Below are 15,094 nucleotides of genomic sequence, written 5' to 3'. Positions count from 1 at the left end.
TTGCCATATGCGCAGACATCTGAGGTTTCAGGAAGAAACCCGCTTGCGTGAGCAACGGGAGGCTTGCCGACCGGAGCGTTGACGAAATAATGACAGGACGTCTTTATTTCGTTGGTTATAAATCAAGCAAGACATCTTACTTGACTATTTAATAACAAAAAAGCAGTCAGTTTGCCATATGCACAGACATCTGAGGTTTCAGGTTTCAAAAGAGGGAGCTGTTATCAATACACCTGAAATCCGCCGCCGATAATATACTGAAAATATGCGTCAACCTTCAGGTTATCAAGCTCGTATGAATCCGGCAGCGGCACGCCAGCCATCTTTTTAAGCGCGGTTATAACTTCGTTGTCAAGATCCGGATAGCCGCTGGAACGGATTATGCGGATGCTGGATATCCGCCCGTCGCGGGAGATTATAAAAGAAGCCTGTACAACTCCCTGCTCTCCGCGTATGGCTGATTCCGGCGGGTAAGTCCAGACTCTGTAAAGTCTTGACGCGAATTTATAGAAATATGACTGATAGCGGAATTTGACATACTGCATGGACACGGAGTCCTCACCTGTAACCTTCGCCCCGCCGTTGGCATACTTTTCAATAGTCTCTTTCGGGTTCATGATATCGTCGATACGCTTCCGGTCGGCATCCTTTCTGGAGTTATCCGGCAGTGATTTCGGAGTATCGGGCGATACTTTGGGCACACTGGCATCGCTTTTAGGCGGTATCGCGTCGGGCGGAGCAGGACGCTGCTGAGTTTTCGGTGCAGACGGCGGCACAGGGGTCTTGTCAGGTGATTTTCTCATATCCTGACCGTCCCTTACAGGTGCTTTTTTCTCCTGTTTAGGCGGAGCGGGTCTGTCCTGTTCAATTTTTGTATCCTTCTCCTCGTCAAGAGGTGTCGGAGGAATATATTTTTTGGGCTGCGAAGGCAGAGGTTTTTGCGGCTGTTCCTGTTTTTCTTTCGGAACTATCTGAATATCAATGGGTTTTTCACGTTCCTTCTCCTCTTTCGGCAGATGAAATACACCCAGACCCAAAAGGTGAAGCAGCAGCGACAATAAGAGAAATACCCAGAATATGTTACGCATCAGAAGAAGATACTCTCAGATAGATTTATTTACAAGACTGAAACTGCGGCAAAAAGTTCTATTAAGGTTCCCAGATAAAAAAACTTGACACACACAGACTCAAGTCTTATTATACGTTCATAATCATATTAACTCTCACAAGGAGGCAAAACTATGGCGATCGTAAGATGGGATCCGCTGAAAGACCTTATGACAATGCACGACAGAATGAACAAGATCTTTGACGAAACCCTGAGCAAATCAGCTCACGGAAGCTATGGCGACTGGCTTCCCCCTGTTGACATTTACGAAACCGATTCGGAGATAGTAATTGTCGCAGAGCTGCCCGGCGTTAAGGAAGAGGAACTTGATATTCAGATGGCTGACGGGGTTCTCGTTCTCAAAGGTGAAAAGAAATATCCCGTAGACGGAGACAGTGACAACTACTACAGGCTTGAACGCGCATATGGCAAGTTCAACCGTTCGTTTGCGATACCAAACACTGTGGACGTGAACAGCGTAAAGGCTTGCCTGAAAGACGGACTTTTGAAAATTACATTACAGAAACGCACAGAGATTCAACCCAAAATCATCAAGGTTGAAACAGAATAAACATAAACGGTGAATAAACTATGCCTCAAGATTATTACGCCATCCTCGGTGTGGCAAAGACCGCAACAGAGGATGAGATTAAAAAAGCATACAGAAAGCTGGCGAGGAAATACCACCCCGACGTGAACCCCGGCGACAAATCCGCCGAGGACAAATTCAAGGAGATTTCCGAAGCCTACGGCGTTCTGTCGGATGCTGAAAAGCGGAAGCAATACGACTCTCTGGGGCATGACGCATTTAAAAACGGCGGACACGGATACGATTTCTCCGGCGCCAACTTTGAAGACATTAAAAACCACTTCGGCGGTTTTGACATGAACGATATCTTCGGGAATATGTTCGGAGGCGGCTTCGGCGGCGGACGCAGAAGCCGTTCCGACGCTCCCGTTCAGGGTGAAGACATCAACCTGACAGTGCAGGTACCCTTCAAAGACGCAATATTCGGCAACGAATACGAGATATCGGTCAACCACACCGAAAAATGCGCCTCCTGCAACGGTAAAGGCGGCGACAGAATAACCTGCCCCACCTGTAACGGTTCGGGACAGAGCATGAACCAGAAAGGCGGCATGTTCTCAATATCCGCATGTCCCACATGCAAAGGTCACGGTCAGATATCGAAAAACGTCTGCTCCGTCTGCAAGGGCAGCGGATACAAGAACGTTCAGGAAAAGATAAAAGTGCGCATCCCCAAGGGTGTGGACAAAAACTCGAAAATACGCGTGGCGGGTAAAGGAAACGCGGGACGCAACGGCGGACCGCAGGGCGACCTTTACATCATAACCAACGTTCAGGATCACGACGTATTCGAGAGGAAGGGCAACAATATTTACGTTAACGTAGAGGTCGATATGTTTGAAGCCGCGCTGGGTGCGAAGATAAACGTCCCCACCCCGTACGGCACCATAAGCATGAACATACCCGCAGGCACACAGCCGGGGCAGACGTTCCGCGTTAAGAACAAAGGTATTCCGAGCCTGAAAAGCGGTGTTACAGGCGATCTTTATGTTGTCATAAAGGTGCGTGTGCCGCAGATTGCCGTTGAGGGCGACCGTAAATCCCTCACAGACATGCAGCACAGATATGCAGACGACGCACGGCAAAGGCTCATAGACAAAGCGAGGCTGTAACCATGAAAAGCAAGCCCCTCTACGTCATAAGCATAGTGTCGGAGATGTTCGATCTGCATCCGCAGACACTCCGCCAGTATGAAAGACTGGGGTTCATCAACCCCAAAAGAACACAGGGAAACACAAGATTATACTCGGACGAAGACCTTGAAACCCTTAAATTCATCCTCACCCTCACAAAAGATATGGGGGTTAATCTGGCAGGGGTTGAAGTCGTTATTAACATGAAAAACCAGATGGAAGAACTTAAAGCTCAGAACGAACAGCTCCGCAGATTCATAATGGAACATGCGGACAGCATAAACGCAAAGAGAGAGGGACTTGTTCCCGTTTCAGAGAACAGGATAATCAAGGTCAGAATAGATAAGGAGTAAATCAGGAGGAGACATGATTAACTTCAACAAAATGACCATCAAAGCACAGGAAGCCGTTCAGGCGGCGCTGGACGATGCTGAAAAACGCAGCCACCAGCAGCTTATGCCAGAACACCTCCTTCTCGCCCTCATAAATCAGGAGGACGGGATCGTTACGCCCCTTCTGCACAAAGCAGGCGTAAATGTGAACAGGCTCACCGAAGAGACTGAAAAGATAATAAATAAGCAGCCCAAAGTGGAGGGCAGCGTTCAGCTTTACATGTCGCAGGAAGCCAAGAAAGCTCTTGACTATGCCTTTGACAGTCTTAAAAAATTCGGCGACGAATACGTTTCCACCGAGCACATCCTCATGGGTGTTGGCGAAAACGCGGGATACGATCTGCGCACCGCCCTCTCCTCCTGCGGATACTCGCTGAACACTCTGCTGAAAGCGTATGAAGCCACGAAGGGTTCAAGCCGTGTCACCGACCAGAACCCCGAAGACAAGATGAACGTGCTTGATAAATACACCATAAACCTCACCGAATCGGCAAGGAAAGGTAAACTCGACCCTGTTATCGGCAGAGATGAAGAAATTAGGCGTGTGATACACGTCCTTTCAAGACGTACTAAGAACAACCCCGTGCTGATAGGTGAACCGGGCGTGGGTAAAACCGCCATCGCTGAGGGTCTGGCACAGAGGATAGTTAACGGCGACGTGCCGGAATCGCTGAAAGACCGCACAGTTGCAGTGCTTGATATGGGTGCGCTCATCGCAGGAACGAAATTCCGCGGCGAGTTCGAGGACAGGCTGAAAGCCATCCTGAACGCCATTAAAGAGCGCGAAGGCGAGATAGTGCTTTTCATCGATGAGATGCACACCCTCGTGGGCGCAGGCAAAACCGACGGTGCAATGGATGCCGCAAACCTGCTTAAACCGGCGCTGGCAAGAGGAGAACTCCACTGCATCGGTGCCACCACACTTGACGAGTACAAAAAATACATAGAAAAGGATGCGGCGCTTGAAAGAAGGTTCCAGCCGGTATACGTCAAAGAGCCGTCAGTTGAGGACACAGTGTCCATCCTGCGCGGACTTAAAGAGCGTTACGAAGTACACCACGGCGTGCGCATCAAAGACAGTGCGCTTGTTGCCGCCGCACACCTTGCGGACAAATACATCAGCGACAGGTTCATGCCTGACAAGGCTATTGACCTTATAGACGAGGCGACCGCGAAACTCCGTATGGAGATAGACAGCCTCCCTACAGAGCTTGACGAGTTGGAACGCAAAATAACCCAGCACGAGATAGACAAACAGGCGCTCAAAAAGGAACAGGACGCGGCGAGCAGACAGCGTCTTGAGAAACTTGAGGGCGAGCTTGCGAACCTGAAAGAACAGGCATCCGCAATGCGCATCGCATGGCAGAACGAAAAGAACGTCATACAGCAGGTGCGCACTATCAAGGAACATATAGAACAGGCAAAAACGGACATGGCGCAGGCAGAACGCCTGGGCGACCTGACAAAAGCCTCCGAAATAAAATACGGCACCCTTGTTCAGCTCCAGAAGGAGATGGACGATGCAAATCTGAAACTCACCGAGCTTCAGAAGGGCAAAAGGATGCTGAAAGAAGAAGTGGACGAAGAGGACATCGCAGCCGTTATCAGCAAATGGACGGGAATCCCTGCAACCAAGCTGCTGGAGGCAGAGGCAGACAAGCTCATAAATATGGAAAGCTGGCTGCATAAGAGGGTTATAGGTCAGGATAATGCCATAGCCGCCGTCTGTGAATCCGTCAGACGAAGCCGCGCAGGACTGAACGACCCCAACAGACCGCTGGGTTCGTTCATATTCCTCGGACCTACCGGAGTTGGTAAGACCGAGCTTGCAAAATCCCTTGCGGAGTTTCTTTTCGACACAGAAGACGCCATCGTCCGTATAGACATGAGTGAATATATGGAAAAACACGCTGTGGCAAGGCTTATCGGCGCACCTCCCGGATACGTCGGTTACGAAGAGGGCGGACAGCTCACAGAGGCTGTGCGCAGAAGACCCTACTGCGTAATCCTGCTCGACGAGATTGAAAAAGCGCATCCTGACGTTTTTAACGTTCTGCTTCAGCTTTTGGACGACGGCAGGCTGACAGACAGCAAAGGACGCACAGTGTCCTTTAAAAACTGCGTGGTGATAATGACCTCAAACATAGCAAGCGACCTCATCCACGAGTCTTTCGCGAAAGAGGGAAGCTGGCAGGAAAAATACGCCGATATACAGAAGATTGCGACAGCTCAACTGTCCACATTCTTCCGTCCTGAATTTTTGAACCGTATCGACGATATTATTGTGTTCCACCCCCTCGGCAGAGAACACATTGCCGATATCGCAGAGATACTTATGAAAGGCTTTGCCAGACGTGTGGCAGAGAATAACATTGAACTTAGCTGGGACAAATCTGTCATAGAAGAGATAACCAAGGCAGGTTTCGATCAGGCATACGGCGCAAGACCTATGAAAAGAGCCATAAGGAAACTTGTCGAAAACTTTGTAGCGGAAAAAATTATCAAAGGTGAGCTGAAACAGGGCGACAGAGCCGAACTTACCTTTAAAAACGGCGCTATGGAGATTATTTTTCCTAAAGGTTAATTTCGGATTCGGCAATCGTGTGTTATAATCTGAAAACGGCAGAGGACTATGAGCGAAGAAACTGAAGACACCCTCGACGAAAACGAACATCTTGACGAAGAAGAGATTGAAGATACTGCTGAAGAAGGGCAGGCTGATGTGCCTGCCCCTGTCAGCGAAAACTCGCTGAAACAGTATCTGAACACCATCTCGCGATATAAGCCCCTTTCGAAGGAACAGGAGTACGATCTTGGTGTGCGCATCGCCAAGGGCGATCAGGAAGCACTTAACAAGCTCATCCTCTCAAACCTGAAATTTGTGGTCTCAATTGCGAACAGATATAAAAATACCGGTCTGCCCATATCCGACCTTATAAATCAGGGAAACCTCGGTCTTGTGGAGGCGGCAAAACGCTTCGACCACACAAAAGACGTAAAATTCATATCATACGCTGTCTGGTGGATTCGCCAGTCCATCATACAGGCTCTCGCCGAACAATCGGGTACTGTAAAACTGCCCATCAAACAGGCGGGTATCCTCTACAAGATTAACGGCGCAATCGAAAAGCTGAACAAACAGCTTAACCGCGAACCCACTTCCCACGAGCTTTCCGAATACCTGAAAATGGAGGAATCGGATATTGAGAACGTTCTGCGCGTTTCAAGGAACTATCTGTCTCTGGAAGCGCCCATAAAGGACGGAGAAGACCGCTCTTTCATAGACCTTCTGGAATCGGGTTCCGCCGATATCGAGGAAGATATCATAGCAAAAACCCTGAAAGCCGCTCTTGACGACATAGTGGACGAACTGGACGAGCGCGAATCTTCCATCATCTCATGGAGATTCGGACTGGACGGCGAAGCGCCGAAGACACTTGAAGAAATAGGCGAAATGATGCAGATAAGCCGCGAACGCGTGCGCCAGCTTGAAACACGCGCGCTCGCAAAACTGCGGAAAAAAGCCATGAAAAATAAATTACAGGACTTTCTGAACTAATGAATACATACCAGCATGTAAGACCGGAACACCTGAACCACTACGGCAAACTTTTCGGCGGAACGATGCTGAAATGGATAGATGAAGCCGCATGGATGACCGCATCACTTGACTTCCCCGGATGCAAACTCGTCACAGTCGCAATGGACAGCATCGTTTTCAAACATCAGGTGGTCAACGGATCCATTCTGCGTTTTGAGATAAAACCAAAACACGTCGGCACAAAATCCATCACTTATCAGGTTATAGTCTACGCTGACGAACCCGGCGGTACCATCGAAAAAGAAGTCTTCTCAACAAATATCACTTTCTGCCGCATTGATGCGGAAGGTCATTCCACTCCCCTGCCCGTTTACGCACAACTGCGCTCCGAGGGTTAAAACCGTTATTCCCAATAACTGTTTGACATGCGTTATTCCTGGTGCTATATAACGTTTATCGTTATATCATTATTAACATAACGCGATCAGGAGGAATCATGAAAAAAATCATTTTAACGGTTCTCACACTTGCAGTGTTCAGCTTCAGTGCCTATGCAGACGATCTCCGCATAGCCGCAGGCGCAGGATACAAAGCGCTTGTTGAGGACATGGCTGCCTTTTATGAAGCGAAAACAGGCAAAAAGATGGAGAGAATGTACGGAAACATGGGACAGGTCGCAGCACAGGTTAAACTCGGCGGCGGAATCTGCGCCGTTATTGGGGAAGAGAGCTTCCTTAAAACTTCAGGCATCCCCTACACGTCATACAACCCTATTGGTAAGGGCGTTCTCGCCATCATCGTAAGAAAGGGGCTTAAAATTTCCACCCCAGAAGACCTGAAAAAACCCGAATTTGCAAAAATAGCAATCCCGGATGCTGAAAAAGCCATCTACGGCAAGGCTGGTTCTCAGCTTATCAAAAACACCGGACTCGGTATCGAGGGAAAACTCATCCCCGCACAGACTGTACCGCAGGCGGGTTCATACGTCCTTTCCGGCGAAGCTGATGCAGGTTTCGTAAACATAACATTCGCAGGCAACAACAAGGACAATCTCGGCGGTTTCATAGAAGTCAGCAAAGGCTATTCTCCACTTGAAATTGCTGCTGCAACACTTAACGGATGCCCGGTTCCCGAAGACCTTAAAACGTTCATCGGTATGCTCGGAACACCGGACATGAAAAAAATAGCCAAGAAAAACGGTCTTTAATATGAGTCTGTTTCTGAACGAGCTGACCAACGACCAGATTATCTTCTCGATATTTCTGACAGCAAAGGTCTGCTTCTGGGCTTTTCTCCTGCACGGGTTCTTCGGAATCTTGATAGCGTGGTACCTGAGCAGTGAGAAAGCCCCGTTCAGGGGCTTTTTTGATATCTTCATATCATTTCCCCTGATATTTCCGCCCATTGCAACAGGTTTCATCCTGCTTCTGATACTCGGAAGGTTCGGACTTCTCGGAAAACACCTTCAGAGCATGGGAATAGAGATGATATTTACGCAGAAAGCCCTTGTGATAGCGGCTTTCACAGCCGGACTTCCCCTTGTTGTCAAACCCGTACAGTCCGCAATCGCATCATCCGCAAAAAACCTAATAGAAGCGTCTCTTACGCTGGGAAAAAGCAAGGTGACAACTTTCCTGTTTGTAGTAGTCCCCAACGTGAAAAAAAGTATTTTCGCAGGTCTCGCTCTGGGGCTTGGCAGATCGCTCGGAGAAGTGGGGATTACTCTTATGATTGGCGGAAACATAATAGGGAAGACAAATACCCTTTCATTGGAAGTATATAACGCAGTATTTGAAGGGAACTATTTACGCGCGGGCGTTCTCTGCGTTATACTGCTTGGTGTTTCCGTAATCCTCTTCACCCTGCTGAGGAGACTGGAAACGAGGAGCGTTTAAAAATGTTTTTTACTCAACAAGATATAGACAGATGGATCGAGGAGGATATCCCGTTCATCGACCTGACTTCATCAATCACTGATTTCACAAAAAATTCTCTGAACATCACATTCAAAGCCAGACATGATACCTGCGTCAGCGGATGCGAAGCCGCGGTCAGTGTACTTGAAAGAGTCGGCTGCACCGTTACAAGCACCCTTAAAAGCGGCGAGTTTGTTTCCGTGGGAGATCTTATAATAGAGGCAAACGGCACGCCGCAGGCTATCCACAAAGGCTGGCGGGTTGCCCTCAATCTTATGGAATATTCATCCGGCATAGCCACCAGAACCAGAAATCTGGTCGCGGCAGCCAGAAAAGGTAACCCGAAAATTGTCGTGAGCGGAACAAGGAAGGCTTTCCCCGGCACACGCCGTCTCTCAGTTCAGGCGCTTATAGCTGGCGGGGCGGTACCACACAGGCTCGGTATCTCGGAAACCGTGCTTTTTTTTCCGGCACATTATGATAATGCGGGGGGGCTGGACTCGCTGTTGGCAAAAATGCCTGAAATACGTCTGAAATGCCTCGAAAAAAAGATAGAGATTGAACTTGAAAAGCTGGAGGATATCGAAAAAGCCGTAAAAGCAGGTGTTGACAGCATCCAGACGGACAAGATGACTCCTGAACAGGTGGCTGAAACCGTTAAGATGGTGAAAACGCTCAGCCCTTCGGTCAAAGTGCTTGCGGCAGGCGGCATAAACATTGACAACGCGGAAAACTACGCGGCATCCGGTGCCGACATGCTTGTAACTTCATGGATGTATTTCGGGAAACCTGCGGATATAAAAGCGGCAATAAGCTAAAACATTATGTAGAGACTGCTTCACCCTTTCAGGGTTCGCAGAGACGGATTTTCTATTAGTCTTCGCGAGGGCTTCACGCCCGAAGCGATTTCATATCAGTTTGATTCTGTGCTCTTGCTCTAAAATGCGCAGCTTAAAATCGTTTGATATATTGCATATCCTCATCAATGGATACCCCTTTGACAGTCAGATAATCCCCCACCATAATACCGCTGGCTCCCGCTTTCAGCACCTTCTCAGCACTGTCCTGCGAAAACACTATACTGCGCCCGCCGCAGACTCTTATACTGCGGTCCGGCAGCAGAAATCTGTAAACGGCTAGTATGCGCATCGCCTCTTCCTCTGAAAGCACCTCTGTCCCCTCTTTTGGTGTTCCCTTGATAGGATTCAGAAAATTCATAGGGACGGAATGCACACCCAGTTCGCGCAGCGTCATGGCAAGCTCATATCTGTGCGCCCACGTTTCGCCCAGTCCGAATATTCCCCCGCTGCATGTATAAAGCCCGGCGCGGACGGAATCGCACACCGTCTGAACGTCGTCTTCATAGTCGTGGGTTGTACATATCTGCGGAAAGAAACTGCGCGCCACTTCCAGATTATGATGGTATGCGTCAAGCCCCACAGCTTTCAGTTCAATCAGTTTATCATAGCTGAGGCATCCTACGGACGCATCGGGTTTCAGTCCGTATCTTTTTATTATCTTTAATGATTCCTTTATTTTTTCAAACTCGGCATCATCAGGAACAAGCCCGCTGGTGACGATGCTGAAACGCTCCACGCCTTTATCTGCAAGCTCTTTCGCCGCCTCTTCTATGCGCGTAAGCTCTATATACTGGTACACAGGCGCACCAGTTGAAAAATGCGACGACTGGGCGCAGAAAGAGCAGTTTTCAGAGCATAGCCCGCTTCTGGCGTTTATGATTGCGCAGGTTTGCGGTTCGCTGCCCATAAATTTAATCTTTATCTGTTCCGCATAGGAGGTCAGTTCAATTATATCTGAGCTGACAAGGATTTCAAACTCCGCATGAGTTATCTGTTCATTACGGAGAGCCTTGTGATAGATTTTTTTAAGCATTTTTATTCCGATGAAATAATGAATTTTGAATCGACGAAGCCCGAATAATCCTGCGTTTTCACTTTAAGCCAGTTCTCACCCTCGTTCTTTACACTTCCGAGGATGGATACCTGCTGCCATGCGATGAGGATTTCCATAACGTCAGAGTTTTTGGAGGGTCCGCGCCAGAGGATAACACCGTCTTTAACTGCGTACCCGAAACCTGTTTTTGATGTATCAATCTCGGGTCCGGAAGAGTATTTCCTTGAGGTCTTAGGTGCTTTAACAGACGGTTTACCGACAGGTTGTATTTTTGTGACGCCATCCTCTTTCTTGGCTACAACCGTTATCTGCGTGTCGTTCTCTTCCTTTTCCAGCTTCTCTAACTCAGCTTTCTTCTCGGCAAGTGTTCTGGATTCCAGTTTAACAACAGTATCCTTCATGATGTCAAGAGAGTCGGCAAGGAGCTGCTGATTCTTCTTTGCAAGCTCTATGTCCTTGGTCTGTCTGTCTATATTGACTCCGACCACGTCTACAGAGGTTTTAAGCGTAACTATCTCGTTGCGCATCTGATCAGTTATGAGCCTGATATTGCGCACATCAGAGCGTATCTCGTCCAGTTGCCTGTCGTAACTTCTGAATTTTGCCCTTGTGCCGCATCCGGTCAGAATAAAAAGCGCGGCGGCAAAAACGGCAAGCCATCTGATATTTATCTTCTACACTCCCCTGTTTCGCTTGGTTTTACAAACTCCGCGAACATGTATCCGTCCTTTCCTTTGTACCTTATCTCCCACCATTCGCCGTCCTTGGTTTTTTTAACAAGTTCAACCCTGGCGCGATTGGGCGCATTGCCTATGCTGGCAGCGTTTCTGGAAGGACTTTTTCTTATTTTAAGACCGCTTGACGCTTCCACACAGCCGAACTTCGGCTGGGCTGGCGCCTGTGGTTCCTCTTTAACAGGTTCTGGCACAGGTGCAGGTTCCGCCGGAACAGGCTTAACATCGGCAGGCTGCTGAGTTTCCTTTTTAAGAGGCTCCGTTTGGGGGTCTGCCTCCGCGGGAACAGGTTCGACAGGTTCAGGCGCAACTGTCACGGCAGGTTCGGTTATCATTTTTTTTGCAACGGGATGAAACATCATATAATAGGCACCGCCGAAAACAAGGGCAAGAGCGGCAAACACGGGAAGCAGTTTTACAGTTCTGCGTCTGCTCACGCCGTAAAGGGACGCAGCCGCCTGCTTAACGATTACCGACGTAACTCTGGAAGCCTTCTTATCTGTCGCTATCTCAATTGCTTTCTGTGCAATACGGTTTATTTCGGAAGGGATTCCTTTGGAATAGTGATAAATTTCGATATAAGAGTTTTTTCTGAAGAGAGGAAAATCTTCTCCCAGCGCTTTTTTAAGTCTGTGCTCAACATAGTCCGCAGTGTCTTTCATGGAGAGTGCTGCAAGTTCCACGGTAAAAGTGAATTTCGGTCCGAGCTGACTGCTCACGCTTTTCAGCCTGTCGTGGAGCGCAGGGGTTCCGCACAATATTACCTGAACGAGCTTGCACTGCTCTATCTCTATCTCCATAAAACTGTTGAGAAGCGAGAGGCAGGCATCGGATATTATTTCCGCGTCGTCGATGATGATGAGGCTGTTTCTGCCCTCTTTATACTGTTCAACAAAATATTGCATCAGTTTTCCGAACGCAGATTCGTAGCTTTCCAACGAATAATCCAGCCCGAAGCCTTTGCATATCTCGGCAAGGAGTTTCTCAGGTTCTCTCACACCTGTGGGCACAAGGACAGCGTTGACGCCGCTTAAACCCTCCTGAAGAATACTACAGGTCATGGTCTTACCGGTGCCTTTAAGTCCCGTGAGCAGCATAAAACCCTTTCGGCTGTTTATACCGTATTCGAGCAGGGTTATAGCCTTGTCATGGGAAATGGAAGAAAAAAAGTACCTGTTATCGGGGTGAACGCTGAATGGTTCTCCTTTAAACCCGAATAAGTCTCTGCTCATACCGCCTCTGACAACGCAAAATCATCTAACGAAACCGATTATAAAGCATTATAAACGACTTGTCCACATTTTCAAAAAAAAGCCATCACAAGTAATATGTAAAATTATTTTACATGGATTAATTAAATATAACACTGAATATGATCATAGCAATAAAAAAAAGCCCGGTGCTTTCGGCACAGGGCTTTTTTATAACGAAAACTATTTCAAATATTCGTCTTAGCCGATGGAATCTTTGAAAAGCTTGCCGGCTGTAAACTTGGGAACTCTTTTTGAGGGAATAGTCATTTCTTTTCCGCTCTGAGGATTCCTTCCTTTACGCTCTTTTCTCTCAGATACAGAGAACGTACCAAAGCCGACAAGTGTAACTTTGTCGTTAGCTTTCAGTGCTTCTACTGTGGCTTCTTCGAAAGCCTTGAGTGCTTTTTCAGCATCTGATTTTTTGAGACCTGACATTTCTGCGATCTTCTCAATAAGCTCTTTCTTGTTCACTACAACCTCCTAACATCAAGAAGTTAAAATTATATACACACATGAACCCCTAAAATCAAGCAATTATTGTCAGTGGATGCAGAAAAGCATAGCATTTATTAATAAATAATGAATGAATGTCCGCAAAACATGTAACAACGCCCAAATTAAATTAACTAAGGTTCATTTTGATGCCTGTGTTAATACCATTTCAATTTTCTAAAATCAAGTTAAGATACATCTTAACAATGATTTCCCCCGAAACGCAAGCGAATCGGGGGAAATCTTATGAATTTTACAGTATTTATTTTATCAGCAATTCTGCAATCTGTACAGCGTTTGTGGCCGCCCCTTTGCGGAGCTGGTCGCCGACAACCCAGAAGGTCAGGCAGTTCGGACGAGCAATGTCGGTTCTTATACGTCCGACATAGCAATCGTCTCCGCCAGCAACAAAAAGCGGCATAGGATATTTATTGTTTGCGGGATCGTCCAGAAGTTTGAGTCCGGGCGCCTTCGCAAAGAGTTCCCTTGCCTTTTCAGGGCTGACGGGCTGCTCGGTTTCTATTGTAACAGACTCGGAGTGGGCGGAAAGCGTAGGCACACGGACGCATGTCGCGCTGACCTTAATCTCGTCGTCGTGGAGCATCTTTCTTGTCTCGTTGAACATTTTAAGCTCTTCTTTGGTATATCCGTTATCGGTGAACGAATCCACATGGGGTATAACGTTGAAGAGTATCTGGTGGGCAAACTTTTCAACTTTGATAGGTTCGCCGTTCGCCCATGCTTTTGTCTGGTTCATCAGCTCTTCCATAGCCTGCGCACCCGCGCCGGATGTTGACTGATATGAGGATACTACCACGTTTTTAACTTTTGAAAAGTCATAAAGAGGTTTAAGAGCAACAAGCATGATGATTGTTGTGCAGTTGGGGTTCGCTATGATGCCGTTATTTTTGAACGCATCCTCAGGGTTTACCTCAGGAACAACCAGAGGAACGTCCTTGTCCATACGGAAAGCCGATGAGTTGTCGATAACTACCGCACCCGCTTTCACCGCGCTGGGCGCGAACTCAAGGCTTCTGCCGCCGCCTGCGCTGAAAAGGGCGATATCAACGCCTTCAAAGCAGTCGTGCGTCAGTTCTTCAACTTTATATGTTTTGCCCTTGAACGTTATCTCTTTGCCCACAGAGCGTTTGGAAGCCAGAAGTTTCAGCTCTGCAATAGGAAAGTTTCTCTCTTCAAGTATCTGCAAAAATGTCTCGCCGACAGCTCCAGTCGCTCCGGCAATCGCTACGTTATAGGCTGCTTTTTTCTTAAATTCTGCCACGTTGCACCTCGCATACAAAGTTGTTGGATACAATTATGCTGAAAGAACCGTATTGTCAACGAATTTTAGACTATATGATTATATTATTGCTTTTACGATGGTGCATATGTTACCTCTTTAGCACCATGGAACGTATAATATTTGAAATCCCCCTCAGAAACGGCAAAACAGCGAAAATTTATCAGGGCGCTTTCGGAAGCGGCGAACACGTCACAACAAAATGCTGCATAGGGCATCTGGAGCGGATGGAACTTTCCGGCAAAAGTATGCTTGATGTGGGCTGCGGAACGGGAATACTCGGCATATGCGCATCACTCCTTGGGGTAGGTTCCGTCGTCGGTTATGATGTATCCTTTGATGCCTGCCGCACAGCGGTGCAGTGCAACGAACTGAATAACGTCACTGACAACCATGTTGCCTGTGGTTTTGAAACCTGCATAAACGGCTCTTTCGATATCATCTTTGCAAATATATATTATGATATACTACTGGCGATTTCGGATTTCATTTACGGTTCTCTGAACGAAGGCGGTCTGCTGGTTGTTTCCGGCGTTCCCATTGAGGAACATTACGACATACGAAAGCATTACATGAAATACGGACTGGAAGTTCTTGACTTGCAGATACATGAAGATTATTGTACTGTTCTTTTCAGCAAAGGGCGATTAGCTCATTAGGATAGAGTGCAGGCCTCCGAAGCCTGAGGTAGTGGGTTCGACTCCCGCATCGCCCGTTAAATT

At 47.7% G+C, this 15,094-nt stretch carries 16 protein-coding genes and 1 tRNA gene; 11 read left to right on the top strand and 6 right to left on the bottom strand.

Annotated elements, in window-relative coordinates; all coding sequences use genetic code 11:
- Window positions 1-224: 224 nt before the first annotated feature.
- Window positions 225-1,088, bottom strand: coding sequence for an energy transducer TonB (locus tag Q7P67_RS13130; protein ID WP_303852695.1), 864 nt, complete (start codon window positions 1,086-1,088; stop codon window positions 225-227).
- Between the two features lie 153 nt (window positions 1,089-1,241).
- Between Q7P67_RS13130 and Q7P67_RS13125 the strand changes: the two genes are divergently transcribed.
- The 9 genes from Q7P67_RS13125 (at window position 1,242) to modD (ending at window position 9,497) form a co-directional block, all read left to right on the top strand.
- Window positions 1,242-1,679 (top strand): Hsp20/alpha crystallin family protein, encoded by a 438-nt coding sequence (locus Q7P67_RS13125; RefSeq protein WP_303852694.1) that lies wholly within the window; start codon window positions 1,242-1,244, stop codon window positions 1,677-1,679.
- Between the two features lie 20 nt (window positions 1,680-1,699).
- The gene (gene dnaJ, locus Q7P67_RS13120; protein ID WP_303852693.1) at window positions 1,700-2,809 is read left to right on the top strand and encodes a molecular chaperone DnaJ; all 1,110 of its coding nucleotides are present in this window, start codon (window positions 1,700-1,702) and stop codon (window positions 2,807-2,809) included.
- 2 nt (window positions 2,810-2,811) lie between these two features.
- A complete protein-coding gene (locus Q7P67_RS13115) occupies window positions 2,812-3,183 on the top strand; it encodes a heat shock protein transcriptional repressor HspR (RefSeq protein ID WP_303852692.1) in 372 nt (123 codons plus the stop codon).
- Window positions 3,184-3,196: 13 nt separating this feature from the next.
- Complete coding sequence (gene clpB / locus Q7P67_RS13110) at window positions 3,197-5,806, top strand: ATP-dependent chaperone ClpB (RefSeq protein WP_303852691.1); 2,610 nt, start codon at window positions 3,197-3,199, stop codon at window positions 5,804-5,806.
- 48 nt (window positions 5,807-5,854) lie between these two features.
- Window positions 5,855-6,781 carry an RNA polymerase sigma factor RpoD/SigA gene (locus Q7P67_RS13105; RefSeq protein WP_303852690.1) on the top strand — a complete coding sequence of 309 codons (927 nt, stop codon included), beginning with the start codon at window positions 5,855-5,857 and terminating at the stop codon, window positions 6,779-6,781.
- Window positions 6,781-7,161: an acyl-CoA thioesterase gene (locus Q7P67_RS13100; RefSeq protein WP_303852689.1), complete on the top strand. Its 381-nt coding sequence runs from the start codon at window positions 6,781-6,783 to the stop codon at window positions 7,159-7,161. Before Q7P67_RS13105 ends, Q7P67_RS13100 begins: the two co-directional genes overlap by 1 nt.
- Window positions 7,162-7,259: 98 nt before the next feature.
- Window positions 7,260-7,970: a substrate-binding domain-containing protein gene (locus tag Q7P67_RS13095; RefSeq protein ID WP_303852688.1), complete on the top strand. Its 711-nt coding sequence runs from the start codon at window positions 7,260-7,262 to the stop codon at window positions 7,968-7,970.
- A 1-nt stretch (window position 7,971) separates the two neighbouring features.
- Complete coding sequence (locus Q7P67_RS13090; RefSeq protein ID WP_303852687.1) at window positions 7,972-8,658, top strand: molybdenum ABC transporter permease; 687 nt, start codon at window positions 7,972-7,974, stop codon at window positions 8,656-8,658.
- Between the two features lie 2 nt (window positions 8,659-8,660).
- Window positions 8,661-9,497 carry a ModD protein gene (modD, locus tag Q7P67_RS13085; protein WP_303852686.1) on the top strand — a complete coding sequence of 279 codons (837 nt, stop codon included), beginning with the start codon at window positions 8,661-8,663 and terminating at the stop codon, window positions 9,495-9,497.
- A 133-nt stretch (window positions 9,498-9,630) separates the two neighbouring features.
- Here modD and bioB read toward each other — a convergent pair whose 3' ends face one another.
- From bioB to Q7P67_RS13060, 5 genes are all read right to left on the bottom strand, one after another.
- Window positions 9,631-10,572, bottom strand: coding sequence for a biotin synthase BioB (gene bioB, locus Q7P67_RS13080; RefSeq protein WP_303852685.1), 942 nt, complete (start codon window positions 10,570-10,572; stop codon window positions 9,631-9,633).
- Window positions 10,573-10,574: 2 nt separating this feature from the next.
- A complete protein-coding gene (locus Q7P67_RS13075) occupies window positions 10,575-11,150 on the bottom strand; it encodes a hypothetical protein (RefSeq protein WP_303852684.1) in 576 nt (191 codons plus the stop codon).
- Window positions 11,151-11,260: 110 nt separating this feature from the next.
- Entirely contained in the window at window positions 11,261-12,559 is a 1,299-nt protein-coding gene (locus tag Q7P67_RS13070) for an AAA family ATPase (protein ID WP_303852683.1), read from the bottom strand.
- Window positions 12,560-12,778: 219 nt separating this feature from the next.
- Window positions 12,779-13,051, bottom strand: a complete 273-nt coding sequence (locus Q7P67_RS13065; RefSeq protein WP_295222679.1) for an HU family DNA-binding protein — start codon at window positions 13,049-13,051, stop codon at window positions 12,779-12,781.
- Window positions 13,052-13,334: 283 nt separating this feature from the next.
- Window positions 13,335-14,354, bottom strand: coding sequence for an aspartate-semialdehyde dehydrogenase (locus tag Q7P67_RS13060; protein WP_303852682.1), 1,020 nt, complete (start codon window positions 14,352-14,354; stop codon window positions 13,335-13,337).
- 125 nt (window positions 14,355-14,479) lie between these two features.
- Here Q7P67_RS13060 and Q7P67_RS13055 point away from each other — a divergent pair, with 125 nt between their 5' ends.
- Window positions 14,480-15,031, top strand: coding sequence for a 50S ribosomal protein L11 methyltransferase (locus Q7P67_RS13055; protein WP_303852681.1), 552 nt, complete (start codon window positions 14,480-14,482; stop codon window positions 15,029-15,031).
- Window positions 15,014-15,087: transfer RNA gene (locus tag Q7P67_RS13050), tRNA-Arg, on the top strand. The genes Q7P67_RS13055 and Q7P67_RS13050 overlap by 18 nt, the downstream gene beginning before the upstream one ends.
- Window positions 15,088-15,094: the final 7 nt, after the last annotated feature.

The sequence above is a fragment of the Seleniivibrio woodruffii genome (genome assembly GCF_029267515.1).
Lineage (GTDB): Bacteria > Chrysiogenota > Deferribacteres > Deferribacterales > Geovibrionaceae > Seleniivibrio > Seleniivibrio woodruffii_A.
Note: the sequence above shows the minus strand (reverse complement) of the source record. Positions and strands in the feature narration are given on the sequence as shown.

Coding starts and splice junctions, on each gene's coding strand:
- dnaJ (WP_303852693.1), top strand. CDS start 1,700: ATGCCTCAAGATTATTACGCCATCCTCGGTGTGGCAAAGACCGCAACA.
- Q7P67_RS13070 (WP_303852683.1), bottom strand. CDS start 12,559: ATGAGCAGAGACTTATTCGGGTTTAAAGGAGAACCATTCAGCGTTCAC.
- Q7P67_RS13100 (WP_303852689.1), top strand. CDS start 6,781: ATGAATACATACCAGCATGTAAGACCGGAACACCTGAACCACTACGGC.
- Q7P67_RS13115 (WP_303852692.1), top strand. CDS start 2,812: ATGAAAAGCAAGCCCCTCTACGTCATAAGCATAGTGTCGGAGATGTTC.
- Q7P67_RS13130 (WP_303852695.1), bottom strand. CDS start 1,088: ATGCGTAACATATTCTGGGTATTTCTCTTATTGTCGCTGCTGCTTCAC.
- bioB (WP_303852685.1), bottom strand. CDS start 10,572: ATGCTTAAAAAAATCTATCACAAGGCTCTCCGTAATGAACAGATAACT.
- modD (WP_303852686.1), top strand. CDS start 8,661: ATGTTTTTTACTCAACAAGATATAGACAGATGGATCGAGGAGGATATC.
- Q7P67_RS13055 (WP_303852681.1), top strand. CDS start 14,480: ATGGAACGTATAATATTTGAAATCCCCCTCAGAAACGGCAAAACAGCG.
- Q7P67_RS13090 (WP_303852687.1), top strand. CDS start 7,972: ATGAGTCTGTTTCTGAACGAGCTGACCAACGACCAGATTATCTTCTCG.
- Q7P67_RS13125 (WP_303852694.1), top strand. CDS start 1,242: ATGGCGATCGTAAGATGGGATCCGCTGAAAGACCTTATGACAATGCAC.
- Q7P67_RS13105 (WP_303852690.1), top strand. CDS start 5,855: ATGAGCGAAGAAACTGAAGACACCCTCGACGAAAACGAACATCTTGAC.
- Q7P67_RS13095 (WP_303852688.1), top strand. CDS start 7,260: ATGAAAAAAATCATTTTAACGGTTCTCACACTTGCAGTGTTCAGCTTC.
- clpB (WP_303852691.1), top strand. CDS start 3,197: ATGATTAACTTCAACAAAATGACCATCAAAGCACAGGAAGCCGTTCAG.